At 73.3% G+C, this 26,581-nt stretch carries 20 protein-coding genes; 13 read left to right on the forward strand and 7 right to left on the reverse strand.

Annotated elements, in window-relative coordinates; genetic code table 11:
- Window positions 1-65 precede the first annotated feature (65 nt).
- Complete coding sequence (locus tag ACFYO5_RS11605; RefSeq protein WP_388707269.1) at window positions 66-821, reverse strand: phosphodiesterase; 756 nt, start codon at window positions 819-821, stop codon at window positions 66-68.
- A 192-nt stretch (window positions 822-1,013) separates the two neighbouring features.
- Here ACFYO5_RS11605 and ACFYO5_RS11610 point away from each other — a divergent pair, with 192 nt between their 5' ends.
- Together ACFYO5_RS11610 and ACFYO5_RS11615 are read left to right on the forward strand one after the other, a co-directional pair.
- Window positions 1,014-2,141: an aminopeptidase P family protein gene (locus tag ACFYO5_RS11610; protein WP_388709177.1), complete on the forward strand. Its 1,128-nt coding sequence runs from the start codon at window positions 1,014-1,016 to the stop codon at window positions 2,139-2,141.
- 47 nt (window positions 2,142-2,188) lie between these two features.
- On the forward strand, window positions 2,189-3,136 hold the full coding sequence (locus ACFYO5_RS11615; RefSeq protein ID WP_388707272.1) for an aminoglycoside phosphotransferase family protein: 948 nt from the start codon (window positions 2,189-2,191) through the stop codon (window positions 3,134-3,136).
- A 381-nt stretch (window positions 3,137-3,517) separates the two neighbouring features.
- Here the strand turns inward: ACFYO5_RS11615 and treZ are convergent, their stop codons facing one another.
- Entirely contained in the window at window positions 3,518-5,263 is a 1,746-nt protein-coding gene (gene treZ, locus ACFYO5_RS11620; protein ID WP_356562450.1) for a malto-oligosyltrehalose trehalohydrolase, read from the reverse strand.
- Between the two features lie 200 nt (window positions 5,264-5,463).
- Between treZ and ACFYO5_RS11625 the strand changes: the two genes are divergently transcribed.
- The 3 genes from ACFYO5_RS11625 (at window position 5,464) to ACFYO5_RS11635 (ending at window position 7,956) form a co-directional block, all read left to right on the forward strand.
- On the forward strand, window positions 5,464-6,015 hold the full coding sequence (locus ACFYO5_RS11625) for an FHA domain-containing protein (RefSeq protein WP_388707275.1): 552 nt from the start codon (window positions 5,464-5,466) through the stop codon (window positions 6,013-6,015).
- Between the two features lie 130 nt (window positions 6,016-6,145).
- Window positions 6,146-7,495: a M14 family zinc carboxypeptidase gene (locus tag ACFYO5_RS11630; RefSeq protein ID WP_388709179.1), complete on the forward strand. Its 1,350-nt coding sequence runs from the start codon at window positions 6,146-6,148 to the stop codon at window positions 7,493-7,495.
- Window positions 7,492-7,956, forward strand: coding sequence for an SSI family serine proteinase inhibitor (locus tag ACFYO5_RS11635; RefSeq protein ID WP_388707278.1), 465 nt, complete (start codon window positions 7,492-7,494; stop codon window positions 7,954-7,956). Before ACFYO5_RS11630 ends, ACFYO5_RS11635 begins: the two co-directional genes overlap by 4 nt.
- 139 nt (window positions 7,957-8,095) lie before the next feature.
- Here the strand turns inward: ACFYO5_RS11635 and ACFYO5_RS11640 are convergent, their stop codons facing one another.
- The 3 genes from ACFYO5_RS11640 to glgX form a co-directional block, all read right to left on the reverse strand.
- Window positions 8,096-9,355 carry a M14 family zinc carboxypeptidase gene (locus tag ACFYO5_RS11640; protein WP_388709181.1) on the reverse strand — a complete coding sequence of 420 codons (1,260 nt, stop codon included), beginning with the start codon at window positions 9,353-9,355 and terminating at the stop codon, window positions 8,096-8,098.
- A 182-nt stretch (window positions 9,356-9,537) separates the two neighbouring features.
- On the reverse strand, window positions 9,538-11,883 hold the full coding sequence (treY, locus tag ACFYO5_RS11645; protein WP_388707281.1) for a malto-oligosyltrehalose synthase: 2,346 nt from the start codon (window positions 11,881-11,883) through the stop codon (window positions 9,538-9,540).
- Window positions 11,884-11,940: 57 nt separating this feature from the next.
- Window positions 11,941-14,058: a glycogen debranching protein GlgX gene (gene glgX, locus ACFYO5_RS11650; RefSeq protein ID WP_388707284.1), complete on the reverse strand. Its 2,118-nt coding sequence runs from the start codon at window positions 14,056-14,058 to the stop codon at window positions 11,941-11,943.
- 190 nt (window positions 14,059-14,248) lie between these two features.
- Between glgX and ACFYO5_RS11655 the strand changes: the two genes are divergently transcribed.
- The 4 genes from ACFYO5_RS11655 to ACFYO5_RS11670 all read left to right on the forward strand — a co-directional run bounded on the left by ACFYO5_RS11655 (window position 14,249) and on the right by ACFYO5_RS11670 (window position 18,740).
- Window positions 14,249-15,082 (forward strand): Tat pathway signal sequence domain protein, encoded by an 834-nt coding sequence (locus ACFYO5_RS11655; RefSeq protein WP_388707287.1) that lies wholly within the window; start codon window positions 14,249-14,251, stop codon window positions 15,080-15,082.
- Window positions 15,083-15,196: 114 nt separating this feature from the next.
- Window positions 15,197-16,543: a copper amine oxidase gene (locus ACFYO5_RS11660; RefSeq protein WP_388707290.1), complete on the forward strand. Its 1,347-nt coding sequence runs from the start codon at window positions 15,197-15,199 to the stop codon at window positions 16,541-16,543.
- Window positions 16,544-16,615: 72 nt separating this feature from the next.
- Window positions 16,616-17,881 (forward strand): SAV2148 family HEPN domain-containing protein, encoded by a 1,266-nt coding sequence (locus tag ACFYO5_RS11665; RefSeq protein ID WP_356562674.1) that lies wholly within the window; start codon window positions 16,616-16,618, stop codon window positions 17,879-17,881.
- Window positions 17,882-18,014: 133 nt separating this feature from the next.
- A complete protein-coding gene (locus ACFYO5_RS11670) occupies window positions 18,015-18,740 on the forward strand; it encodes a 3'-5' exonuclease (RefSeq protein ID WP_388707293.1) in 726 nt (241 codons plus the stop codon).
- A 57-nt stretch (window positions 18,741-18,797) separates the two neighbouring features.
- Here ACFYO5_RS11670 and ACFYO5_RS11675 read toward each other — a convergent pair whose 3' ends face one another.
- A complete protein-coding gene (locus tag ACFYO5_RS11675; RefSeq protein WP_388707295.1) occupies window positions 18,798-19,652 on the reverse strand; it encodes a phosphotransferase enzyme family protein in 855 nt (284 codons plus the stop codon).
- A gap of 135 nt (window positions 19,653-19,787) precedes the next feature.
- Between ACFYO5_RS11675 and ACFYO5_RS11680 the strand changes: the two genes are divergently transcribed.
- The 4 genes from ACFYO5_RS11680 to mgt are packed head-to-tail and all read left to right on the forward strand — an operon-like array spanning window position 19,788 to window position 24,148.
- Window positions 19,788-20,765 (forward strand): carbohydrate ABC transporter permease, encoded by a 978-nt coding sequence (locus ACFYO5_RS11680; protein ID WP_388709183.1) that lies wholly within the window; start codon window positions 19,788-19,790, stop codon window positions 20,763-20,765.
- Entirely contained in the window at window positions 20,762-21,595 is an 834-nt protein-coding gene (locus ACFYO5_RS11685) for a carbohydrate ABC transporter permease (RefSeq protein ID WP_388707298.1), read from the forward strand. The genes ACFYO5_RS11680 and ACFYO5_RS11685 overlap by 4 nt, the downstream gene beginning before the upstream one ends.
- Window positions 21,595-22,881 (forward strand): ABC transporter substrate-binding protein, encoded by a 1,287-nt coding sequence (locus ACFYO5_RS11690; RefSeq protein WP_388707301.1) that lies wholly within the window; start codon window positions 21,595-21,597, stop codon window positions 22,879-22,881. Before ACFYO5_RS11685 ends, ACFYO5_RS11690 begins: the two co-directional genes overlap by 1 nt.
- Before the next feature lie 58 nt (window positions 22,882-22,939).
- Entirely contained in the window at window positions 22,940-24,148 is a 1,209-nt protein-coding gene (gene mgt, locus ACFYO5_RS11695) for a macrolide-inactivating glycosyltransferase (protein WP_388707304.1), read from the forward strand.
- A 129-nt stretch (window positions 24,149-24,277) separates the two neighbouring features.
- Here the strand turns inward: mgt and ACFYO5_RS11700 are convergent, their stop codons facing one another.
- Window positions 24,278-26,530 (reverse strand): MMPL family transporter, encoded by a 2,253-nt coding sequence (locus ACFYO5_RS11700; RefSeq protein WP_388707307.1) that lies wholly within the window; start codon window positions 26,528-26,530, stop codon window positions 24,278-24,280.
- Between the last annotated feature and the right edge of the window lie 51 nt (window positions 26,531-26,581).

Here is a 26,581-nt window from a genome sequence, read left to right on the forward strand (position 1 = left end):
CCCGGTCCGCGCGCCGTCGGTGTCGCCGTCGCCGTCGGTGCCGGAGTTCGCCGTGGGTGTCGGAGTCAGACGACCACCCGGAAGTGGCTCGTGAGCCGCCGCTCCTCGTCCAGGACGTGGAACGCCAGACCGACCGGCGCCTCCCGGTCGGCGATCCGGTCGCCCTCCCAGGGCAGCCGCAGCGTCCACGTCACGCCGGGGCCCACCACCAGCGGCCGCCCGGCGAAGAGGGTGGCCGCCGGGGTGTGGGCGTGGCCCGTGATGATCCCGGCGATCTCGGGCCGCCGCTCCAGCAGCGCGGCCAGCCGGCCGGGGTCGCCCAGCCGGTAGGAGTCGGGCAGCGGGTGGTGCAGTGCCACCGGCGGATGGTGGAAGGCGAGCAGCGCGGGCAGGTCCTCGTCCAGTTCGTCGAGGGTCTCCTCGATCCAGGCGTACGTCTCGTCCGCCAGGGCTCCCTCGTCCTCGCCCGGGATGCTGGAGTCGCACATCAGCACCGCGCCCCCGTCGAACACCTGGACGCTGTTGACCGGCCCGTCGGCGGCCGGCTGTCCGAGCAGGGCCTTGCGGTAGGGGGCGCGGCGGTCGTGGTTGCCGGGGCAGGTCAGCACCGGCCAGGGGGTGTCGGGGCCCTGGAGCCCCAGGACGCGCGCGGCCTCCTCGTACTCGGCCTCCGTCCCGTGGTCCGCGATGTCCCCCGTGACCAGCAGGGCGTCCATCCGCCCCGGCAGATTCCGCAGGTGCTCGCGGACCCGCTCGGCGCGCTCGGTGGCGCGGGCGCTCCCGTCCAGGTGCAGATCACTGATGTGGGCGAGTACGAGCACGGCGTCGGCCTTCCGCAGGAGGAATAATGCTTATTCCCGATCTAACCATTAGTCCTAATGGGCGGACAGTCCATGCCCGTTAGCATCGCCGAGAACGCGTTCCCCGCGAGAACACCGGCGATCGGGTCGCGCCGCCCCCGCTGACCGGGCAGGATGCTGCCCGTAGTCATGACGTCCCCCAGGGAGGCCCGGATGACCGGCCGTACGCCCGCGCGCTTCACCGCCGACGACTACCGGGCCCGCATGGAACGGGCCGTGCACGCGGCCGGCGACGCGGGGCTGGCCGGGCTGCTCGTGGCACCCGGCCCGGACCTGGTCTGGCTCACCGGCTACGCGCCTCCCGCGGCCACCGAACGGCTCACCCTGCTCGTCCTCACACCCGACCACGACCCGGTCCTCGTCGTGCCGACCCTGGAGGCCCCCGACGCCGCCGGGGCGGCCGGCGCCCCCGCGCTCACCCTGCGGGACTGGACCGACGGCAAGGACCCCTACGCCGCCACCGCCGCCCTCCTGGACACCGGCGGGCGGTTCGGCGTCAGCGACAACGCCTGGGCGATGCACCTGCTCGGGATGCAGAAGGCCCTCCCGGACAGCTCCTACGCCTCCCTCACCGAGGCCCTGCCGATGCTGCGCGCCGTCAAGGACGCGGCCGAACTGGAACTGATGGCCGCCGCGGGAGCGGCCGCCGACGCGACGTACGAGGCGATCCGCGGGCTTCCCTTCGCCGGGCGCGCGGAGTCGGAGGTCGGCGCCGACCTCGCCGACCTGCTCCGCCGCTTCGGCCACTCCCAGGTCGACTTCACCATCGTCGCCTCGGGGCCGAACGGCGCCAACCCGCACCACGAGGTCGGCGACCGCGTCATCGAGCACGGCGACATGGTCGTCCTCGACTTCGGCGGCCTCAAGGACGGCTACGGCTCCGACACCTCCCGCACCGTCCACGTCGGCGAACCGACGGACGAGGAACGCCGGGTGCACGACCTGGTCCGCGAGGCCCAGGAGGCCGGCTTCCGGGCCGTCCGGCCCGGCGTCGCCTGCCAGGAGATCGACCGGGCCGCCCGCGCCGTCATCGCGGACGCCGGCTACGGCGCGTACTTCATCCACCGCACTGGCCACGGCATCGGCGTCACCACCCACGAGCCGCCGTACATGATCGAGGGCGAGGAGCAGCCCCTCGTGCCCGGCATGTGCTTCTCCGTGGAACCCGGCGTCTACCTGCCCGGCCGCTTCGGGGTGCGCATCGAGGACATCGTCACCGTCACGGAGGACGGCGGCCGACGCCTCAACGACACCACCCGCGAGATGGTCATCGTCCACTGAAGCCCACCAGGAGTCCCGGCACCCACCCGAACGGCTACGACGCGACCATGACCCAGGCACCCACACCCACCGCGGACACCGTCCGCCGGCTGGTCCGAACGCTCCTCAAGGACGCCGGGGACAGCGGTCCCGGTCCCGAGGTCCGGCCCGTCACCGCGGAGGGCGGCCACGGCACCTGGTGGGTCGGCACCCGCCACGTCCTGCGGCTCGCCGCCGACCGCGAGGCGACCGTCCGCATGCGACGCGAGGTGCGGCTGCGCGACCTGGTCCGGCCGCACGTCCCGGTCGCCGTGCCGACCGCCGTCGCCCACGGCGAGTGGTCGCCCGGCCTCGCCCACACCCTCGACACCAAGGTGCCCGGCGGCACCGCCGAGGACCACGACGTCTCCGCCGTCGGCGAGGCAGACCTGGCCGGACTGCTCGGCGGACTCCGTGAGGTGCCGGCCCGGCAGGCCGAGGCCATCGGTGTGCCCCGCGTCGCCCCTCGCTCCCTGGAGGCGCTGCGCCGCATGGCCGTGGCCGCCGCCGGACACCTCGCCGCCGCCGACGAGTTCGACCCCGCCCGGCTGCACCAGCTCACCCCGCCCGGCGCGGCCCAGCTCGCCGCGCGGCCCGCCACCGCCGTCCTCGTCCACCACGCCCTGCGGGGCGAGCACCTCGTGGTGAGCGCCGACGGCCGGGTGCGCGGCGTCCTGCACTGGACCGACGCGGTCGTCGGCGATCCCGCCGAGGACATCGCCGGGCTCACCCTCGCCGTCGGCTCCGGCGCCGCCGTCCGCGCCGCCACCCTCACCGGGTACGGCGCCCGCGCCTGCCTGCGCGGCCTGTGGCTGGCCCGCTGCGACACCGTCGTACGCCTCGGCGAACGCCTGAAGGGCCAGGGCACCGAGTCCCCGGCCCTGCTGCGCACCCAGCTGCGACGCGCCTGGGAGGCGATCCTGCTGGAACGGGTGACGGAGCTGCGGGAGGACGGGGCGGACGGGGCGGACGACTGAGGGCTGTCCCGTCATCCGCGCCGAGCCGTCGGAAAGCACGGGACGCCCCGCAGGCCCGGCCGGCGAATCCCCGCCTGCCGGGCCCCCTCGGCACGTGCTCTGCGCCGCGCCGGGCGAACGCCCGAGCACGTCCGCTACGAGGCCATCCGCTCCGAGCCCCTTCGCTCCCGGGCCGCCCGCCCGGCACACCGGGAGCACGCCCAGCACGCCGCCCGGCCGCCCCTCCGTGCGGACGACGGGACGGGCGACGGGGCGGACGCCGGGACGGACGCCGGAGCGGACGCCGGGAACGTGACGGAGCGGACGACCGTGCGGACCACGAGGACGTGACGCGAGGGCCCGGCCCACCGCCTGCCCGCGCGCCCTCCCCGCGCGGTGGCCTCAGTCCTGTTCGAGCACCACGCACGACTCGGCGGGCAGGTGCAGCAGCCCGTCCGGGCCCGGTGCCTCCACCGGCTCCCAGGCGGCCAGCACGCGCGCGGGGCGCGTCCCCAGGGGGATCGCCGCCGGCGCCTTGCCGAGGTTCACGGCCACCCGGACGTCCCCGCGGCGGAAGGCCAGCCAGCGTGCCTGGGTGTCGTGAGCGACCTTGAGGTCCGCCAGGTCGGGGTCGGTGAGGTCCGCATGGGCGTGCCGCAGGGCGATCAGCCGGCGGTACCAGGCCAGTACGCGCGCGTGGGGCTCGCGCTCCGGCTCCGACCAGTCCAGGCACGAGCGGTCCCGGGTCGCCGGGTCCTGCGGGTCGGGCACGTCCTCCTCCGCCCAGCCGTGCGCCGCGAACTCCCGCCGCCTGCCCGTGCGTACGGCCTCCGCGAGGTCGGGGTCGGTGTGGTCGGTGAAGAACTGCCAGGGTGTGCCCGCCGCCCACTCCTCGCCCATGAACAGCATCGGCGTGAACGGGGAGGTCAGCGTCAGCGCCGCCGCGCAGGCCACCAGACCGGGGGAGAGGGAGGCCGCCAGCCGGTCGCCCTGGGCCCGGTTGCCGACCTGGTCGTGGGTCTGGGAGTAGCCGAGGAGCCGGTGCGCGGGCAGTCGCGTACGGTCCAGCGGCCGCCCGTGGGCCCGGTCGCGGAAGCTGGAGAAGGTGCCGTCGTGGAAGAAGCCGCCGGTGAGGGTCTTGGCGAGGGCGGCGAACGGATCGCGCGCGAAGTCGGCGTAGTAGCCCTGGGACTCGCCGGTCAGCGCGGTGTGCAGGGCGTGGTGGAAGTCGTCGTTCCACTGGGCGTGCAGACCCAGGCCGCCCTCCCGGCGGGACGTGATCAGGCGCGGGTCGTTCAGGTCGGACTCGGCGATCAGGAACAGCGGCCGGCCCGTCTCCTCGGCGAGCGCGTCCACGGACTCCGAAAGCTCCTCCAGGAACGGGTACGCGCGCGTGTCGGCCAACGCGTGCACCGCGTCCAGCCGCAGACCGTCGATCCGGTAGTCGCGCAGCCACGCCAGCGCGCTGCCCAGCAGGAACGCCCGCACCTCGTCGGAGCCGGGCGCGTCCAGATTGACGGCCGATCCCCACGGCGTGTGGTGCGTGTCGGTGAAGTAGGGGCCGAACACGGGCAGGTAGTTGCCCGACGGGCCCAGGTGGTTGTGCACGACGTCCAGGACCACGCCCAGGCCCAGCTCGTGCGCCCGGTCGACGAACCGCTTCAACGCCTCAGGCCCGCCGTACGGCTCGTGCACCGCCCACAGCGACACCCCCTCGTAGCCCCAGCCGTGCCGGCCGGGGAAGGGGCACAGGGGCATCAACTCCACGTGGGTCACGCCCAGTTCGACGAGATGGCCGAGCCGCTCGGCCGCCGCGTCCAGGGTGCCCTCCGGCGTGTACGTGCCCACGTGCAGCTCGTACAGGACCGCGCCCGGCAGCGGACGCCCCGACCAGCGCGTCCGCCACGCGTACGCGCCGTGATCGACGACCGCGCTCAGGCCGTCGGGCCCGTCCGGCTGACGGGGTGAACGCGGGTCCGGGAGCACCGGACCGTCGTCCACCGCGAAGCCGTACCGGGTGCCGTCCCGCGCCTCCGCCTCACCGATCCACCACCCCGGCCGCGCGGCGTCGCGCTCCAACGCGCGCGTCACGCCCTCGCACTGGAGCGTCACACGTTCGGCCTGCGGTGCCCACACCTCGAACTGCACGGACGGTTCCCCTTCGTCTGCTCACAGCCTGCTCACCGTGAGGTGGCCCGACCCGTCCATCGTGCTCCAAACGAGATCGATCCGCCGCACGAACGGCCCCTTCGCGGCAGGTGTCGCGGCGGACCGCGTCGGCACGCGCGCACGGCGGCCGTTCTCCCGTTTTCTGGACACCCGCCGTTCACTGCCCGACAATCACGAACGTGACGTCGTCATTCGAGTTCAACACGTACCCCGCGCGCCTGTCCGACGTGGAGCGCGACAGGGCGCTGAAGGTGCTCCGTGACGGTGCCGCCATGGGCCGCCTCTCCCACGACACGTTCATCCGGCGCATGGAACTGGCGCTCGCCGCCCGCCGCTCCGACGAACTCGCCGTCCTCACCGCCGACCTGCCCAGCGAGAACCGCTTCTCGCGCGCCCTCTTCGGCACCGTCGAGGCGGTCTCCGGTTTCACCGTACGGCTGCGCCGGGCCTGGCAGGCCGAGCGGCTGCCCAAGCTGCTGCTGCCGCACCCCGGCACCGCGCGGGCCCTGCGCATCGGCCGCGACCCCGCCAGCGGCCTCAGGCTGACCCACGACAGCGTCTCGCGGGTGCACGCCGAACTCAGCCGCCAGGGCGGCATGTGGATCCTGCGCGACCTCGGCTCGACCAACGGCACGACCGTCAACGGACGCCGGGTCATCGGCGCCGCCGTGGTCCGCGAGGGCGACCAGGTCGCCTTCGGGGTGATGGCGTTCCGCCTCTCGGTCGACTGAGGCGGCCGCGACCCGGCCGGCAAGTCCGGGCGTGCGGGGCGGTGTTGACGTACCTCCCGTGCCATGACTCACTGTGCGTACCCCCGGCACTCCCGGTGACCCGAAGGCACTCCCGACGCGGAGGTGTGTCCTGCCGTCACTCCCGCGCTACCCGACCGCGGACGAACTCGCCGCCCACGCGGCCGCACTCGTCGCGCGCCGGCCCCACGACACCCGCCTGCGCAGCGTCGGCGTCTCGCGCGCGGGCACGCCCCTGCGGCTGCTCTCCGTCGGCCACGGCACCCGTCAGGCGCTGATCGTGGCGGGGCCGCACGCCAACGAACCCGTGGGCGGTGCCACCGTCCTGCGGCTCGCCGAACGCCTCCTCGCCGACCCCCGGCTCACCGAGGACGCCGACGCCACCTGGAACCTGCTGCTCTGCCTCGACCCCGACGGCCTGCGCCGCAACGAGGGCTGGCTGTCCGGCCCGTACACCCTCGGCCGCTACTTCCGGCACTTCTTCCGGCCCGGCTTCCTGGAACAGCCCGAGTGGCTGCCCGACGGGGCGCAGGCCGCGGCGCTGCCGGAGACACGGGCGCTGCTCGGCCTCCAGGACGAGCTGAAACCTTTCTTCCAGTGTTCGCTGCACGGCGTCGACGTCGGTGGCGGATTCGTGGAACTCACCCGCGACCTGCCCGGACTCCCGCAGCGCGTGGCCCACGCCGCCGCCCGTCTCGGCATCCCCCGCGAACTCGGCCCCTACGACACCCTGTACTGGCCGGCCCTGGGACCCGCCGTCTACCGGATACCGCCGCCGCGCCCGCGCGACCTGGCCGCCGCCATCACCGAGGCCGCCGTCGAGTCGACCTGGTATCACCCGCACCGGCACGGCACCGTCACCGCGGTCGTCGAGGCGCCCATGTGGGGCGTCGCCGCCGTCGAGGACGACTCACCGCCCACCGACCGCGACGCCGCGCTGCGCGCGGTGAGCCGGACCCTGCGCCACGAGACCCGGCTCCTGGAACGCGTCCTGGCGCGCGTGCGGCCCCATCTCCCCGGCACGCCCGACACGGCCCGCCTGCTCGCCCCGGTCGACGACTACCTCCTGGTCTGCCCCGGCCTCGCCGACGCCTGGGACCCCGACGCCGGCGACCCGGCCCGTCCGCTCCCGCCCCTGACCACCGCCCACCTGGCCGCCCTGCGCATCGCCGGCCGCCGCATCGCCGTACGCACCGCGGGACTGCTGCACCAGCTCGTCACCGGATCCGGGCACGATCCGGCCGGAGCGCTGCCGGAGCTGGACGCGCTCATCGACACGTGGTGCGCCGACTACCACGACGGCTTCGGAGCCCGCTGGATCCCCGTCGCCCGACAGGCCGAGTACCAGACGAGAGTCGTCCTCGCCGCGTTCCGACTGGCCGCACGACGCGTACCCGCACCCGCACGATCGGGTGAGCCGGACTGGGGAACCGGGGCCGCCGTGCCGATGCACCGGGAATGAAGCCCTTCCCCACACACCGCCTCCCGGGCGCCCTGCCCGTCACGGCCGCCCTCCTCCTCGCCGCCCTGGCCCCCGCCCACGCCGCGGCGCCCCCCGCCCTCCTCCCGGTCGGCGGGCTCCGGCTCAGCGTCACCACCGGGGACGCCCACTCCAGCGACACCCGCGGCACCCTCCTGCTGTGCGACCCCCCACAGGGCCACTCCCGCGCCGCCGAGGCCTGCGCCGACCTCACGGCGGCCGGCGGCTCCATCGACGCCATCGCGCCGAAGGACGCCGTCTGTTCCCTGCTGTACGCGCCCGTGACCGCCCGTGCGACCGGCCGGTGGAACGGCCGCCCGGTCGCGTACGCCAAGACCTTCTCCAACACCTGCGTGATGCTGGCGGAGACGGGCGCGGTGTTCGACCTCGACGACGAGCAGCTCCCCGACCTGCCCGAGATGACCGAGCTGCCCGGGGTCTGAGACCGGCCCGTCCGGTGCCGGGCACGCCCGCTGGGCGTACCCGGCACCGCCGTGACCGCCGTGACCGCGGGAACCACGTGACTGCCGGCACCGCCGTGACCGCCGGCACCGCCGTGACCGGCCCGCGACCGCCCGCGTCCTACGGCTCCCGCGGCGCCCCCTCGCGCGCGTGCAGCGCCGCCGCCACGACCGTGCGGGACTGGTGCTCGACCTGGTGCTCCAACGGCACCCAGCGGGCCCGGAACCGCTCGGCGAACGCCTCGCTCCACACCTCGACGAGATGCTCCAGGCGGGGCGCCGCCCGGTCGTCGCGCTCCCGCAGCACCCGCCACAGCATCGCCGCCGCCCGCAACGGCAGCCGGCGGCCGAAGGCGTCCACACTCCCGACGTACGCCATCGTGGTGTCGGCCGGGGGCATGTGGGTCCAGTCGGCGGCCAGGCCCGGCACCAGTTCCAGCGCCCAGCGGGCCGCCCGCAGCAACGGCCCGTCGACGCCCTCCAGCCGGGGTGAGGCCTCCGCCAGCACCCGCTCCACCTGGCCGGCGTCCCGCAGCAGCCGGCCCGCCAGCCGCCGTATCTCCGCCGCCGGGTCGGGGTGCGGCGCGGGGTCGTCCACCAGGTCGCTCGCCCACATCGGCACCTCCACGACCGCGGTCAGGCCGCCGTGGCGGTGGGCGTGGTACCAGGTGCTGTGCCGCGCGTCGTCCGGCATGCTCGGGTACGCCATCCCCGCGCCGGGCTCCGGCATCACATGCACACCGGGTCCGGACGCCGGCCAGCCCGCCGCGTCGGAGGCGCCCGTCTCCACCGGGATGTGCGACTGTGCGGCCGACTTGGCGAACGGCTCGGCCAGTCCCGGGATGTCCCTCGTCAGCTGCACCCAGCTGCCGCCCAGGTCGGTGCCGTGCAGCGTCACCTGGAGGTAGGGCCGCAGCTCGTCGATGACGCCGGTCAGCGCACGCGTCTCGGGCGGCAGCCGGTCCGCCGGCAACACGGCGGGGGACCACTCGGGCTGTTCCGGGCCCGCCGGCCGGAAGAAGCCCCGGTGGTACTCCAGCAGACTGCGCGGCGCGGGCGTCACATGCAGACTCGCCCCGTCCGGGTCCGCGCAGAGCAGGAAGTGCCAGGACGTGCCGTCCCGCAACTCCCGTTCGGACAGCACCCTTTCGGCCAGGGCGAGGAGGGTCGGGCCGCCGGTGGGCTCGTTCGCGTGGGCCCCCGCGACGACTAGGACGGCCCGTCGCGCGCGTCCCACGGACAGCAGGTGCAGGGGGCGCCCCGCCCGCGACAGGCCCACCCTCCGCAGGGTGCACAGCCCGGGGCGGAGCGCGGCCAGGGCTCTGGCGGACGAGGTCAGTTCGGTCACCGTGGGGTAGCGCAGCTCCGGCAGGAGACTCACCCCCGTCATGTCCGCCCGGCCTTCGCATCCGCAGTACCCCACGGACTCGGTGACCTGTCAAGAACGCGCCACCGGAGCGTTCGGGGGGCGCCCGGAAGCACCCGGTGGCGGGCCCGACGACCGCGGAGGCGCGAGGGGCCCGCCGCCTCGGCGACGCCCCCGGGCGGCACCCGCCCCGCGTCTCATTCCGCCCTCTCCAGCAGCGCCACCGGCAGTCGCTCGAACAGTTCCTCCACGCGCGCGTGCCCGGTGAACTCCCGGCCGGGGCGCAGGGCGTCCACCCACCTCCCCGGAGGGAGCGTCAAGCGGGTGTCCCCCCAGCCGCCGGCCTCCGCCAGGCGCAGGGACAGCCGGGTGACGGCCGTGACGGTGCGGCCGGAGCGGGCGAAGGCCAGGCAGTGCCCGGCGGCCGGGCCCTCGGCGGGCAGCGGTTCGTACGTCGCCGCCGCATCGAAGGCGTCCGGGTACCGGCGGCGCAGCCGCAGCGCCGCCGCGGTCACGGCGTCCTTGGCGCCGGCGTCCGCCGGAGGGAAGCCGACGGGGCGCCGGTTGTCGGGGTCGACGAGGGCGAGGTACTCGCCCTCCGTGCCCTGGTAGAGGTCCGGCACCCCCGGCATCGTCAGCTGCACCAGCGCCGCGCCGAGCACGTTCGCCCGGATGTGCGGTGCGAGCGCCTCCCGCAGCGCGGCCACCCGTTCGCCCGGCGCCCCGCACGGCCCCGCCGTGACGAACGCGGCCACGGCCTCCTCGTACGGCGGCTCCTGTTCCGTCCAGCTCGTGTACATGCCCGCCTCGCGCACATGCTTGAGCAGAGCCTCCCGTACCCGCTCCGGGGCGGCCGGCCCGAGCCCGAACGCGGTCTGCCAGGCCGCCCACGCCAGTTGCCCGTCTGGCACGCTCTCCTCGGCGTGCGTGACCTGCTCCAGGACCTCCGCCCAGCGCCGCGGGCATTCGGTGAGCACGGCCAGCGCCGCCCGGACGTCGGCGCTGCGCTTGGTGTCGTGCGTGGACAGGACCGTGCCGGTGAGCGGCCAGTCGCGCTGCACGCGCGCGCAGTACGTGTGGAAGCCGGCGGGGGAGACGCCCTGCCGGCCGGGATCGCCGCCGACCTCGTTGGCCGAGAGCAGCGGCACGTACCGGTAGAACGCCGTGTCCTCGACCGACTTGGCCCGCAGCGCGGACGACGTCTGCGCGAACCGGGTGCGGAACTCCACCGCCGCCGGACCGTCCTCGCGCCCCAGGACCAGAGCGCGCACCACGTCCACCGCGCCCGCCTCCTCGGGCACCACGAAGGCGAGCCGGGCCTCCGCCGCGGCCTCCTCGGTGACGACGGCGGCCGCGTCGCCCGAGACGTACGGCCGGTAGACCTCCATCCGCACCAGCAGCTCCTCCAGCGCGGTGCGCAGCGCCCAGGGTGCCCGGTCGCGCAGGGCCGGGTCCGGGGAGGCGGCGCACGCGCGCGTGGCCGCCCGCGTCAGCCGGTCCAGCTCGGTCGCCAGCTCGTGCCGGAGCACCGCGTACGCCGCCCGCCGCACCGTTGCCGCCCAGTCGCCGCCCCGGTCCGTCTGCGGGGCCGCGAACCGCCGGTACAGCTCCAGCAGCTCCCCGGCGCCCGTGGGGTCCGTGAACAGGCCGTCGACATGGCGCAGGGCGTCGTAGCCGGTGGTGCCCGCGACCGGCCAGGTGTCCGGCAGCCGTTCGCCGTCGGCGAGGATCTTCTCCACGACGGTCCAGCGGCCCCCGCTCGCCTCGTGCAGCCGCGCCAGATAGGCGTCGGGGTCGGCGAGCCCGTCGGGGTGGTCGACCCGCAGCCCGTCCACCACGCCCTCGTCCAGCAGTTGGAGGATCTTGCCGTGCGTGGCGTCGAACACCTCCGGATCCTCCACCCGCACCCCGATCAGCTCCGAGATGCTGAAGAACCGCCGGTAGTTCAGCTCGGTGCGGGCCAGCCGCCACCACCCGAGGCGGTACCACTGGGCGTCCAGCAGCCGGGGCAGCGGCAGGTCCCCGGTTCCCTCGCGGAGCGGGAACGCGTGGTCGTAGTAGCGCAGCACGTCCCCGTCGACGCGCAGCTCGTCGATCACCTCGCCGACCGGCCCGCCGAGGACGGGCAGCAGCACCCGGCCGCCCTGCGCCTCCCAGTCGATGTCGAACCAGCGCGCGTGAGGCGACTTCGGTCCCTCCCGCAGCACCTCCCACAGGGCGCGGTTGTGGCGCGGGGCCATGGCCATGTGGTTGGGCACGATGTCCACCACCAGCCCCAGTCCGTGTTCGCGCGCCGTGCGCGACAGGGCCCGCAGCCCCTCCTCGCCGCCCAGCTCGGCACGCACGCGCGCGTGGTCCACCACGTCGTAGCCGTGCGGGGAGCCCGGTACGGCCTCCAGCACGGGCGACAGGTGCAGATGGGACACGCCGAGCGAGGCCAGATAGGGCACGGCCGCCGCGGCGGCCTCGAAGGGGAATCCGGGCTGGAGCTGGAGCCGGTAGGTGGCCGTGGGCACGACAGGGGCAGGGCGCTCAGAGGTCATGCAGACCTACGTACCCGCCCTGCCCCCTTTCGTGTCATCCGTCCTCCGGGTGACCGTCTACGCCGGTCGTTGGAGGACGATCATGCTCCGGCCCACCAGCGTCAGCCGGTCTCCGGCCGCCGCCTCGGCGACCTCCTCCCCCTGCACCGCCTCCGGGTTCGCCGTGTCCACGACCACCTGCCACTGCCGACCGTGGTCGACCGGCACCACGAACTCCAGGGTCTCCCCGGAGGCGTTGAACATCAGCAGGAAGGAGTCGTCGGTGATCCGCTCCCCGCGCGCGCCGGGCTCGGAGATCGCGTTGCCGTTGAGGAACACGGTCAGGGTGGAGGCCTGCGCCGAGTCCCAGTCCTGCTGGTCCATCTCCTTGCCCTCGGGCGTGAACCACGCGACGTCCGACAGGTCGTCGTGGGTCCCCTCCACGCGCCGCCCGTGGAAGAAGCGGCGGCGGCGGAACACGGGGTGCTCCTTGCGCAGCCGCACGATCGCCCGCGTGAAGTCGAGCATCGCGGAGCCCTCCCCCTCGGGGTCGGGCCACTCCACCCACGACAGCTCGCTGTCCTGGCAGTAGGCGTTGTTGTTGCCGTGCTGGGTGCGCGCCACCTCGTCGCCGTGGCTGATCATGGGCACGCCCTGCGACAGCATGAGCGTCGCCATGAAGTTCCGCATCTGCCGGGCGCGCAGCTCGCGCACCTCCGGATCGTCGGTCTCGCCCTCCACGCCGCAGTTCCAGGACCGGTTGTGGCTCTCGCCGTCCCGGTTGTCCTCACCGTTGGCGTCGTTGCGTTTCTCGTTGTACGACACCAGGTCGTTCAGGGTGAACCCGTCGTGGCAGGTGACGAAGTTGATCGAGGCCAGCGGCCGGCGCCCGTCGTCCTGGTAGAGGTCGGACGACCCGGTCAGCCGGGAGGCGAACTCGGCGAGCGTGCTCGGCTCGCCCCGCCACAGGTCCCGCACGGTGTCGCGGTACTTGCCGTTCCACTCCGTCCACAGCGGCGGGAAGTTCCCCACCTGGTAGCCGCCCTCGCCCACGTCCCACGGCTCGGCGATCAGCTTCACCTGGGAGACGACCGGGTCCTGCTGCACCAGGTCGAAGAACGACGACAGCCGGTCCACCTCGTGGAACTGGCGGGCCAGGGTGGCCGCCAGGTCGAAGCGGAACCCGTCGACATGCATCTCCAGGACCCAGTAGCGCAACGAGTCCATGATCAGCTGGAGCACGTGCGGGGACCGCATGAGCAGCGAGTTCCCGGTCCCGGTGGTGTCCATGTAGTACCGCGGATCGTCCGCCAGCCGGTAGTACTGCGCGTTGTCGATGCCCCGGAAGGACAGCGTCGGGCCCAGGTGGTTGCCCTCGGCGGTGTGGTTGTAGACCACGTCGAGGATCACCTCGATGCCCGCCTCGTGCAGCGCGCGCACCGCCGACTTGAACTCCAGGACCTGCTGTCCGCGGTCGCCCCAGGAGGCGTACGCGTTGTGCGGGGCGAAGAACCCGATCGTGTTGTAGCCCCAGTAGTTGTTGAGGCCCATGTCGACCAGACGATGGTCGTTGACGAACTGGTGTACGGGCATCAGCTCCAGCGCCGTGACGCCCAGCTCGGTGAGGTGTTCGATGATCGCCGGATGCGCCAGGGCGGCGTAGGTGCCGCGCAGCTCCTCCGGGAGCCCCGGGTGGAGCATCGTGAGGCCCTTGACGTGCGCCTCGTAGAGCACCGTGTGGTGGTACTCGGTGCGCGGGCGCCGGTCGTCGCCCCAGTCGAAGTACGGGTTGACCACCACCGACGTCATCGTGTGGGGCGCCGAGTCCAGGTCGTTGCGCTTGTCGGGCGCTCCGAAGTGGTAGCCGTACACCTCCTCGCCCCACGTCACCGATCCGCTGATCGCCTTCGCGTACGGGTCGAGCAGCAGCTTCGCCGAATTGCAGCGCAAGCCGCGCTCGGGCGCGTACGGCCCGTGCATCCGGAAGCCGTAGCGCTGTCCGGGCATGATGCCCGGCACGTACGCGTGACGCACGAAGGCGTCGCTCTCGCGAAGTTCCACCGCCGTCTCCGAGCCGTCGTCGTGCAGCAGACACAGCTCTACTCGGTCCGCGGCCTCCGTGAAGACCGCGAAGTTCGTACCGGCGCCGTCGTACGTGGCGCCGAGGGGATATGCCTCTCCAGGCCAGACCTGCATGGACACGACTCTTTCAGGTGTGCGTCCCCGTCGGGGACGCCTTCGTACCGAGTCTCCCGGAAAGTGAGGGAACCACCTGTGACTTACGTCCCTCTTACCGGACGACCAGTGCATACGCCCCGTTTGGCGTACGCCGAACCAGTGGGGCCTACAACGTACTCCCGGGGCACAGGGGGAGCAGGGGGAAGATGTGCGCACGACAGTGCGCCGCCACCTGGGCAAGGTGGTGGCAGGCGCGGCCGTCGCGGTGGCCGCGACAGCCGCGATGATCGCGATCACCCTGCCGGGCACGGCAGGGGCGGAAGGAACCGGAGGGGGCTCCGGCGGGAAGACCGCGGCGGAGCAGCAGGGCGCCGGCCAGGGCGCCGCGGGGCAGGGCGGCTCCGCGGCGGTGGCGCCCGGCGTCGTCGAGCAGGCGCCCGCCGAGGGCGAGCGGGGCACGGGGCGCGACCCGCTGACCGACGACGAGATCGCCCGCGTCGAGCGCATCGCGCTCAGCCGGCAGCTGTTCGACGCGAGCCGGGACGTCGACGGCGACCGGGGCCCGCAGCCCCTCGGCGTGGACCTCGCCGACCCGGAGGCGGACGAGGTGGACGACCCCTCGGCCCCCCGGCGGGCCGAGGTGACGTTCTACGACTACCAGGACGACACGCTTGTCACCAGGACCGTGAACCTGGACACGGGCAAGGTCGAGGCCACCGGCAGCGCGCAGGGCGTCCAGCCGCCGCTCGGCCGCGCCGAGAACACCGAGGCGGCGGCGCTGCTGATCGCCGATCCGCTCGGCGCGGGCCTGCGCGCCGACTACAAGGACGCCACCGGCAAGAAACTCACCTCACCGGAACAGTTGCAGCTCTCCAGCATGGTGTACCGCGCGGTGCCGGGCGCCCAGCCCGCCGCCTTCGACTCCTGCGGGATCCACCGCTGCGCACGGCTGCTGCTGAAGGTGAAGAACGGCCCGTGGATCGACACCCGGTCCCTGGTCATCGACCTCAGCACCCGCAAGGTGGCCGCGCTCACCCGCTGAGCGCTCCTCCGTCCACTTTTCCGATTTCCGATTTTCCGACTCACGCCTCCCGCGCCGGGCCGCGCTGTCGCGCCCCCGCCCCCGGGAGGGTGACGCCCAGGGAGTCATGTCCTCATGCGCCTGAACCACCCGAACGGCGGCCACCGGCCGCCCGGCATCAGCCGCGCCCGCAGAAGCGCGGCCCTCGGACTGTCCGTGGTCGCGCTGGCCGCCGGTGCGTCCGCGACGGCCACCGCCCCGGCCACCGCCCGCCCGAAGGCGGCCCCCGCGGCCGCCCCGGACTGCAGCGCCGCCTACCGCATCCAGCAGAAGCTCTCCAACGGCACGACGTGGAGCATGTGCTGGCGCTTCGAGTCCAAGTCCGGGCTCGTCCTGGAGAAGGTCGCCTACCAGCCGCCCGGTGAGGCCCGCCCGATCCGGGTCCTCAACAGCGCCAAGCTGGCCCAGATCCATGTGCCGTACGACGACGGCTCCAACGAGTACAACGACATCACCGACTACAACTTCGGCTCGGGCCTGGTCAACATGACCCCCGCCGAGTGCCCCGGCGGCACGATCAAGACGGTGAAGGTCCCGGACGCCTACAACTCCGTCGACCCCAACGTGAAGGGCCTGTGCACCACCACCCGGGCCCGCGGCCACGCCTACCGGATGCAGACCGACTCCGGGAAGGTCTACCAGGCGCAGGGCAAGGACCTGCTCGTCTACACCGTCAACAAGGTGAGCTGGTACGAGTACATCACCGAGTGGCGCTTCTCCGACGACGGCACCGTCTCCATGAACGTCGGCGCCACCGGCAGCCTCTCGCCCTTCGACTACGACGCGGGCGACGGCCGCGGCTGGCCGATAGGCAAGGGCGCCAAGGCCTACGCCACCAGCCACAACCACAACGTGTTCTGGCGGTTGGACTTCGGGCTGGACGGCTCCTCGAAGAACAAGGTCGAGCAGTACGACTCGGTGGTCAGCCCGCCCGCCGCCGGCGCCCAGGCCCCCACCAACAAGACCACCCGCACCCCCGTCACCAAGGAACTCGCGGGCGACGCCAAGAGCATGCGCTGGTGGCGCGTGGTCAGCACCACCGGCAAGAACAAGGACGGCCACCCGCGCTCGTACGAGATCGTCCCCGGCGTCAGCGCCAAGTACCCGGGACGCGCCTTCACCCGGCACGACGTCTACTTCACGCAGTACGACAAGTGCGAGCAGTACGCCAACAACAACGTCCGCCTGTGCGCTCCCCGGCACGCCACGGCTGTCGACAAGTGGGTGGACGGACAGGCCCTCACCCACCCCGTGGCCTGGGTGAACGTGGGCTTCCACCATGTGGCGCGGGACGAGGACCAGCAGCCCATGCCGGTGCACTGGCAGGGATTCTCGATCGTCCCCAGGGACGTCACCGCTATGAGCCCGCTCACTCCCTCGGCCCTGGCCGGTCAGAACGGCCGCCCCGACAACGACAGTTGATAAAAGACCCTGTCCATCCGGCTGCACCGCCGACCGCTACCGGAGTACCCTTCCTTGATCGTTGGGACGGGGATGCTCGGGGGAGCGGAAGGCGGTGCGCGGGTGGGCTCGGGAGGGCTGGAGCTGCCCCCTGGTGACGACCGTCACGAGGGAGGCTCCGCAGACGTCCCGCCCGGCACGGTTTCCCTGGCCCGGCCGATGGAGGGCGCCATCGGACCGGAGCTGGACTGGGACGCCGAGGCCTGGCGCGAGGTGCGCACCCGCGCCCAGCGGGCCGGCCGGGCCTACATCTGGCTCAACCTCGTCGAACAGCGGCTGCGCGCCGTGGTCTCCGCCGTGCTGCGGCCCATCTACGAACCGGTCCACGGCGACGAGTGGGTGGTCGCCGCGGCCGGCCCGGCGGGCCAGGAGTGGGTGCAGCGCGCCGTCGCCGTACGCGAAGTGAGCCGCCGCAAGGGCTACTTGCTCGACCCGGCCGACGACAACGTGATCTCCTTCCTCACCCTGCCGCAGCTGCGCGAGCTGATGGTCCAGCACTGGCCGTGCTTCGAGCCGTACCTGGACGACCGGCGGGACGTGGAACTCGCCCTGGACGAGCTGGAGGTGACCCGCAACGTCGTCTCCCGCAACCGGGCGCTGTCCGAGGCCGTCCTGGGCCAGGCCGAGCGCGCCTCCGCGCGCCTGCTGGAGATGCTCGGCACCGGCGGGGACGTGCCCTCCGCGCGCCGGCTGCCCGTGGACGCCGTCGAGGACCTGATCGGCGACCGGTACGCGGACGTGGTCGCCGTCCACAGCGACCGGGTACGGCTGCTGCGCCGGTTCCCCGCCGAGGACATCTTCGACGGGGCCCGCCGGCTCGACGCGATCGGCATCGGCCTCAACCTGCTCGTGCAGAACTTCTCCGGCCGGCGACTCGTGCGGCTGGCCGAGGCGGGCGCCCGGGTGCGGCTGCTGTTCCTCAACCCGGCCTCCAGCGCGGTGAAGCGCCGCGAGCGCGAACTCGGCATGAAGCGGGGCGAACTGAGCCGCGCCGTGGAGATGAACATCCTGCACATGCGCCGGGTCCGCTCCCGGCTGCGCGACCCCGGCGCCTTCCAGATCCAGGTCTACGACGAGACGCCCCGCTTCACGGCCTACCTGGTCGACGGCGACGGCACCGACGGCATCGCGGTCGTGCAGTCCTATCTGCGGCGCATGCGCGGCATGGAGGCACCGGTGCTGGTGCTGCGCAACGGCAACCGGGTGGTCAAGTCGGGCGAGTCCGACGAAGGCGGACTTTTCGGCGCCTATCGCGAAGAGTTCGAGCTGGCCTGGGCGGACTCGCGGCCGGTGTCCTGACCGTTCGCTGGTGATGTGCGGCAGTTGTCCGGAACCGTCCCGCCGGTGAGCGGAACGCACTCCTCTGGTTGTCAGTGGCGCATGCGAAGGTGGGAAACCACTGGGGGAAGCACCACCGAGAAGGGGGGCCGTCATGGCCTGGCACCACGAGCTGCTCATCGGCTTCGACCTGGAGACGACCGGGACGGACCCGCGCGAGGCGCGCATCGTCACGGGCGCCGTGATCGAGGTCAGGGACGGGCAGGTCCTCGGAAGCCGGGACTGGCTGGCCGACCCGGGCGTGGAGATCCCCGCGGACGCGGTGGCGGTCCACGGCATCAGCAATGAGCGGGCGAACTCCGAGGGCCGCCCGGCCGACGAGGTCGCGGACGCCATCGCCGGCGTCCTCACCACCTACTGGCGCACCGGCGTCCCGGTCGTCGCCTACAACGCCGCCTTCGATCTGACCCTGCTCTCCGCCGAACTACGCAGACACGGCCTGCCCTCCCTGCGCGACCGGCTGGGCGGCCTCGACCCCGCCCCGGTCGTCGACCCGTACACCATCGACCGCTGGGCCGACCGCTACCGCCGCGGCAAGCGCAACCTCGAAGCGGTCTGCGCCGAGTACGGCGTCACCCTCGACGCGGCGCACGACGCCTCCGCCGACGCCCTCGCCGCCGCCCGCCTGGCCCGCGCGATAGCCGAGCGCCACCCCAAGGTCGCCGCCCTCGGCCCGGCGGAGCTGCACCGCGGCCAGATCGAGTGGTACGCGGCCTGGGCGGCGGACTTCCAGGACTTCCTGCGCCGCAAGGGCGACGCCGAAGCGGTCGTCGACGGCGTCTGGCCGGTGCGGGAGCCGGCGGACAGCCACACCGCCTGAGTCCGGCCGGACGGCCCCGAGGGACCACCCGGCCGGCCACGGGCATCTGAGCCGGACTCAGAAGGGGTACCAGCGCACCGACTCGTCCCCGTCCCGCAGCGACGCCACCCGCCGTCCGAACTCGGCCAGCGCCTTGGGGTCGGCCGGCGCGTGCTGGGCCACCCACGCGCAGCTCGCCGTCTCACGAGCGCCCCGCAGCACCGCACAGCCCTCCCACTCCCGCACGTCCCAGCCGTAGGCGGCGGTGAAGGAGTCGTACGCCTCGGCGGGCAGGCCGTAGCGGTCGCGGGAGAGCGCCAGCACGACCAGGTCGTGTTCGCGCAGGTCGGCCGAGAAGGTCTCCAGGTCGACCAGGACCGGCCCGTCCGGGCCGACGTGCACATTGCGGGGGAGCGCGTCGCCATGGATCGGACCGGGCGGCAACCGCGGGGTGAGCGCGGCGGCGGCCGACGCGAAACCGTCCCGCCGCTCCCGCAGATACGCCGCGTCCGCCGGGTCGATCGCGTCACCGGCCAGCCGCAGCCAGCGCTCCACACCCGCCAGCAGATCGCGCGGCGGCAGGGTGAACGAGGGGGAGGGCAGGGCGTGCACCAGACGCAGGAGTTCGGCCAGATCCCGTGGCTCGGCGGGCCGTACCGGGTCGGGCAGCCGGTGCCACACCGTCACCGGGTGTCCCTGGACCAGCAGCGGCTCCGGCTCGGCCGCCCGCACCGCGGGGACGCCCGCACCGGCCAGCCAGGCCGCGACCTCCAGCTCGCGCCGCGCCCGTCCCAGCAACTCGGGGTCCCGGCCGACCTTCACCACCAGGTCACCGGCGGCGAACACCGCGTTCTCGCCGAGGGCGAGCAGCCGCGCCTCCCCGGCCGCCAGCCCCGCCGCGGCCAGTACGTCCCTCGCCCGTCCCTCGTCCATCGTCCGCCTTCCTGTGGTGACCGTCCGCTCCTGCCGGGACGGCGTCGGGATCCGGCCATCCGACGTCAAGTCTCGCATTCGCACAGGTCGCACCGTGTGCGAGGTGCCTTGACGGCGTACCGCGGCTTCACGACCATGGCGGGGCCCGTCGAAGCTGCCGGGAAGGGGGACCGCATCGTGCCGTCGCTGACCGAGCGGAGCCGCGCGCCCCGCCGCGTGTCCGGCACCGGCCCACCGCACCGTGCCACCGACCGCGGCGCGTGGTTCCTCGTGCTGCCCGCGCTGCTGCCGATCCTGGTGCTGAGCGTCGGCCCGCTGCTCTACGGCGTCCTGCTCGCCTTCACCGACGCCCAGTCGGGCCGGACGGCGGCCACCAAGTGGGTCGGCGGGCTGAACTTCCGCGACCTGGGGCACGACACGCTGTTCTGGGAGTCGTTCCGCATCGGGCTGGTCTGGGCGGTCGGGGTGACCGTCCCGCAGTTCCTGCTCGCCCTGGGCCTCGCCCTCCTGCTGAACCAGGAGTTGCGGCTGCGCTGGCTGGCCCGCGCCCTCGCGATCATTCCCTGGGCGATGCCCGAGGTCGTGGTCGGCGTGATGTGGCGCCTCGTCTACAGCCCCGACGCCGGTGTCCTCAACGAGAGCCTGCGCGATCTGGGCCTCGGCGACGGCCGGGACTGGCTGAGCGGCCTCACGACCGCGCTGCCCGCCGTGATCGTCGTCGGCGTGTGGGCCGGGCTGCCCCAGACGGCGGTCGCGCTGCTCGCCGGAGTCCAGAACACCCCGCGCGAACTGCACGAGGCCGCCGCGGTCGACGGCGCCGGCTCCTGGCGACGCTTCCGCACGGTCACCTGGCCCGCCCTGCGCCCGGTCGCCCTGGCGATCACCGCGCTCAACTTCATCTGGAACCTCAACTCCTTCGCCCTGGTCTACGTCCTGACCAGCGGCGGCCCCGGCGGCCGCACCCGGCTGCCCATGCTCTTCGCCTACGAGGAAGCCTTCCGCTACGGACAGTTCGGGTACGCGGCGGCGATGGGATGCGTGCTGGTCGCGGTGGTCTCGGTGCTTCTGGCCCTCGTCCTCGTCGGCCGCCTCCGAGGAGGTGACGGCGCATGAGGACGAGCAGGGCGGGCCGCGCCGGCCAGTACCTGGCCCTGATCGGCTATCTCCTCTTCCTGGCCCTCCCCTTCCTCTGGCTGATCTCCACCGCCTTCAAGTCGCCCCGCGAACTGGGCAGTCTCCATCCCACCTGGATCCCGGAGAACCCCACCCTCGCCAACTTCCGGCAGGCGTTCGACGAACAGCCGCTGCTGCGCGCCGCCGGCAACTCCGCGCTCGTCGCCGCCGCGACCGCGCTGATCGCCGTACTGATCGCGCTCCCGCTGGCCTACGTCGTCGCGCGGCGCCGCACCCCGCTCGCGCGGGCCGCGACCGGCTGGGTGATCGTCAGCCAGGCATTCCCGCTGGTGCTGGTGATCATCCCCCTGTTCCTGGTGCTGAAGAACCTGCGGCTCGTCGACTCGGCTCCCGGACTGGTCCTGGTGTACGTGGTGTGGGCCCTGCCGTTCGCCCTGTGGATGCTCGTCGGACACGTCCGGTCGGTACCCGTCGAGCTGGAGGAGGCGGCGGCGGTCGACGGGGCCGGGCGGCTGCGGACCCTGGTGTCGGTGACCGCGCCGCTGCTCGCGCCGGGCATCGTGGCGACGGCCCTGTTCGCGTTCATCACGGCGTGGAACGAGTTCTTCTTCGCGCTCGTCCTGCTGAAGACCCCGGAGAAGCAGACTCTGCCGGTGGTCCTCACCCACTTCATCGGCGCGGAGGGTGTCGCCGACCTCGGGCCGTTGGCGGCCGCCGCCTTCCTGGCCACCCTTCCCTCCCTGCTCGTGTTCGCGCTCATCCAGCGACGGATCACGGGCGGCATGCTCGCCGGGGCGGTGAAGAGCTGATGCGCACCCGAGGCTCCCTCCTGCTCGTCCTCGCCCTGCTCCTGGCGGGCTGCGCCGGCTGCTCGGGCGGCGACGGGTCCGACACCGGGCCCATCACCCTGCGCTTCCAGTCCCTGGCGTGGCAGGAGGAGTCCGTCGAGACCAACAAGCAGCTGGTGAAGGAGTGGAACGCTACCCATCCCGAGGTCAGGGTCGAGTACGTCCAGGGCAGCTGGGACAGCGTCCACGACCAGCTCCTCACCTCCTTCGAGGGCGGCGAGGCACCGGACGTCATCCACGACGCCTCCGACGACCTCGCGGACTTCGCCCACGGCGGCTACCTCGCCGACCTCACCGACCTGCTCCCCGAGCGGCTGAGGTCCGACATCCCGCAGCGCAGCTGGGAGACGACGACCTTCGGCGACGGCGTCTACGGCGTGCCGTTCCTCCAGGAACCCCGCGTCCTCGTCGCCAACGCCACCTGGCTGGCGGAGTCCGGCGTCCGCGTCCCGACGCCCGAACGGCCCTGGAGCTGGGCGGAGTTCCGCCGGATCACCGAACAGCTCAGCGGCGACGGCCGATACGGCGTGGCCTGGCCGCTGAAGGACCCCGTCTCCGCCACCCTCAACCTCTCCCTCTCGGCCGGCGGACAGCTGTTCCACCGCGGGCCGGACGGCAAGGTCACCGTCCGCTTCGGGGCGGGCGACGAGGTCGTGCCGCGCACCGTCCACGACCAGGTCGGCGAGGACCGCAGCGCGCCCGGCTCGCTGCTCGGCAGCGGTGGCTCGGACACCCTGCCCGGCTTCTTCGCCGGGAAGTACGCCATGGTCCCGCTCGGCTTCTCCTACCGCCAGCAGATCGTCCAGCAGGCCCCGAAGGGCTTCGACTGGCAGGTACTGCCCGCGCCGGCCGGCGCCGAGGGCCTCACCCAGGGCGTCAGCCCGCAGACGCTGTCCGTCGCCGAGGACAGCCCCCACCAGCAGGAGGCCGCCGCCTTCATCGACTTCCTCCTGAGCCCGCCCCACATGGTCCGCCTGGCTCTGGGCGACTGGATGCTGCCCACCGGCACGGCGGCACTCGCCGACCCGGCGCTGCACTCCACCGAGCACGACTGGGCCGTCGGCACCGCCCTCGCCGCGCACCTGCGCCCTGCGCCGGCGCAGTCGGTGCGCGGCTACCCGGAGTGGAAGGACAAGGTGGCGACCCCGGCCTTCCAGGAGTACTACAGCGGCGCGATCGGCCTCGACGAGCTGCGCGACCGACTGGAGGACGACGGCAACCTGGTGCTCGCCCGCTACCAGCGCTGACGGCACCGGCGAGCCATTGGGCTGGACGAGACGTATCGTCTCGTCTAGAGTCGGTCGCATGACCGCACCCGCGCACATCGCCATGTTCTCCATCGCCGCCCACGGCCATGTGAACCCCAGCCTCGAGGTGATCCGCGAACTCGTCGCACGCGGGCACCGGGTCACCTACGCCGTCCCGCCCGCCCTCGCCGACAAGGCCGCCGCGACCGGCGCCGAGGTGAAGCCCTGGCACTCCACCCTCCCCTCGCCCGACGCCGACCCGTCCGCCTGGGGCTCCACCCTCCTCGACAACGTGGAGCCCTTCCTCGACGACGCGATCCAGGCCCTGCCCCAGCTCATCGAGGCCTACGACGGCGACGAGCCCGACCTCGTCCTGCACGACATCGCCTCCTACCCGGCCCGCGTCCTCGCCCACCGCTGGGGCGTGCCCGCGATCTCCCTCTCACCCGCCCTCGTCGCCTGGGAGGGGTACGAGCAGGAGGTCGCCGAACCGATGTGGGCCGAACCGAGGCGGACCGCGCGTGGCCAGGCCTACTACGCCCGCTTCCAGGCCTGGCTGGAGGAGAACGGCGTCACCCTCCACCCCGACGACTTCGCGGGCCGGCCCGCCCGCTCCCTGGTGCTCATCCCCAAGGCGCTCCAGCCGAACGCCGACCGGGTCGACGAGAGCGTGTACACGTTCGTCGGCGCCTGCCAGGGCGACCGCGCCGGAGAGGGCGACTGGACCCGGCCGGCCGGCGCCGAGAAGGTCGTGCTCGTCTCCCTGGGCTCCGCCTTCACCAAGCAGCCGGACTTCTACCGCGCCTGCGTGGAGGCCTTCGCCGGCCTGCCCGGCTGGCACCTCGTGCTCCAGATCGGCAAGCACGTGGACCCCGCCGAGCTGGGCGACGTACCCGCCGACGTCGAGGTGCGCTCGTGGGTACCCCAGTTGGCGGTGCTGCGGCAGGCCGACCTGTTCGTCACCCACGCCGGCGCCGGCGGCAGCCAGGAGGGGATGGCGACGGCGACGCCGATGATCGCCGTACCGCAGGCCGCGGACCAGTTCGGCAACGCGGAGGTGCTCCAGGCGCTCGGGGTGGCCCGCCATGTGCCCGCCGAGCAGGCCACCGCCGAGACGCTGCGGGCCGCCGCCCTGGCCCTGGTCGGCGACCCCGGGGTCGCCCGGCGCCTGGAGCGGATCCGGGCCGCCATGGCCGAGGAGGGCGGCACCCGCCGGGCGGCCGACCTGATCGAGGCCGAACTGCCCGCCGAGCAGCCCCACCGGTAGCCCTCCGCGGCGGACAGCCCCGTCCGGGCGGACGTGGGTGAGGGCCCGTCGACTCCCCGGTGGTCGACGGGCCCTCGCTCCGGTGGATCCAGGAATGCGGATCCAGGGGGGTGCGGTCGGATCAGCGGGTCACACCCGCACCGGCTCCCCCTCGTCGTCCTTGGCCGTCGGCCCGACCGCCTCGGCCGCCTCGTCGTGCGTCAGGTCGGGCAGCCGGTGCAGCCACTTCGGCAGGTACCAGTTGCGCTCGCCGAGCAGCGCCATCACCGCCGGGAGCAGCACGCCCCGGATGACCGTCGCGTCGATCAGGACGGCGGCGGCCAGGCCGACGCCCATCTGCTTCATGGACTGCATGGAGAGCGTGCCGAAGATCGCGAACACGGCGACCATGATGACGGCGGCGCTGGTCACGACACCGGCCGTGGTGACGACACCGTGCGTGATGGCGTCCCGCGTGGTCAGGCCGCGCAGCCGTGCCTCGCGGATCCGCGAGACCACGAACACGTGGTAGTCCATCGACAGCCCGAACAGGATCACGAAGAGGAACAGCGGCAGCCAGGTGACGATGGCGCCGACGCCCTCCGCGCCCACCAGGGACGCGCCCCAGCCGTGCTGGAAGACCCCCACGAGGATGCCGTAGGCGGCGCCCACCGACAGCAGGTTGAGGACGATCGAGGTGAGGGCGATCGTCAGCGAGCGGAACGAGAGCAGCATCAGCGCGAAGGCGAAGACCACGACGAACGCGAAGACCGGGACGACGGCTCCGGCGAGCTGGTCGTTGAAGTCCTTCGAGCCCGCCACCTGCCCGGTGATCGGTGCCTCGACGCCGTCGACCTTGCCCAGCGTGGCGGGCCGTACGTCGTCGCGCAGCTTGTCCAGGCTCGCACCCGCCTTGTCCAGGTCGGAACCGCCGACCAGCGGCACGTACACGAAGGCGATGTTCTGCGCGTCGTGCAGCTTGATCTCGACGGGGCCGCGCGAGGCCCCCGAACTGATCGCCAGTGCGCGGAAGTCGGCGAGCGCGGACTTCACCTCGGGCGCGTTGATGTCCTTGGCGTGGACGACCACCTCGGCCGGGTCGGAGCCGCCCGGGAAGGCCTCGTTGACCCGGTTGTAGGTCTGCACGATCGGCAGCGAGTCGCCGAACTCCTGGTCGAGGGTGAGGTTCTGGGTCTTCATGCCGACCGCGGGCGCCGCGATGGCCAGCAGCGCGCCGGCCGCGACGAGCACGGAGACCAGGGGCCGGGCGAGGACGCCCTTCAGGACGGCCGACCAGAACCGGCTCTCGCCGCCACCCCCGGGGTTGCGGGTGCGGCGCCGCAGGAAGGGGAGACGGCCCTTCTCGACCCGCTCGCCCAGCAGCGACAGGAGCGCGGGCAGCACGGTGACGGAGCCCACCATGGCCACGGCCACCACCATCAGGGAGGCCAGGCCCATCGCCTCGAACTCGGCGAGCCCGGTGAACAGCATGCCCGCCATCGCCACGCACACGGTGACGCCGGAGACGATGATCGCGCGGCCACTGGTCGCGGCGGCGATCCGCAGCGCGGTCTGCCCGTCCCGGCCGGCCTCGCGCTCCTCGCGTTCGCGGCGCAGGTAGAACAGGCAGTAGTCGACGCCGACGGCCAGACCCACCAGCAGCATCACGGAGTTGGCGGTGTCGCTCATCGGCATGACATGGCTGACGACGCCCATCAGGCCCATCGTCGCCATGATCGCCGTGACCGCGAGCAGCACCGGGAGCAGGGCGGCGACCAGGGCGCCGAACGCGATGAGCAGGATGCCGAGGGCCACCGGCACCGCGCTGTACTCGGCCTTCTTGAAGTCGTCGCCGAACGCGTCGTCGAACGTCTTCATCATGCTGGCGCCGCCGATCTCCTCGATCCGCAGCGCCTCGTGGTCCTGCCGCACGCCCTCCACGGCCTTCAGGACCGGCTCGATCCGCTCGCCCGCGGTGTCGGAGTCGCCGCGCACGTCGAACTGGACCAGCGCGCTGTGACCGTCCTCGGAGATCGTCCGCGTGTCGTACGGCGAGGAGACCTCGGTGACCTCACCGGTGCCCTCGACGGCCTTGACGACGGCCTCGACGGCCGCACGGAACTCCGTGTCCGTGGCCTTCAGCTTCCCGTCCCTGGCCTGGACGAGGACCGTCTCACCGGCGGGCTCCTCGATTCCGGCGTCCTCGATGATCTTGGCGGCGGTGTGCGTCTCGCCCTTGAGCTGGTCGCTGTCCTTGACGTCGACCCGGCCGGCCGCCGACCCGAGCCCGATGGCCAGGACGACGAACAGCACCCAGATACCGACGGCTGTCCAGCGATGCCGGGCACTCCAGCCGCCGGCCCGCGCGGCGATGCCCCGCACCCGTGAATCTCCGTTCCCCATGACGGGCTTTCCCCCTCGAGGTGCGGTGGCGGCCCCCTGCCGCCACCTCTC

The sequence above is a fragment of the Streptomyces sp. NPDC006259 genome (assembly GCF_042870975.1).
Lineage (GTDB): Bacteria > Actinomycetota > Actinomycetes > Streptomycetales > Streptomycetaceae > Streptomyces.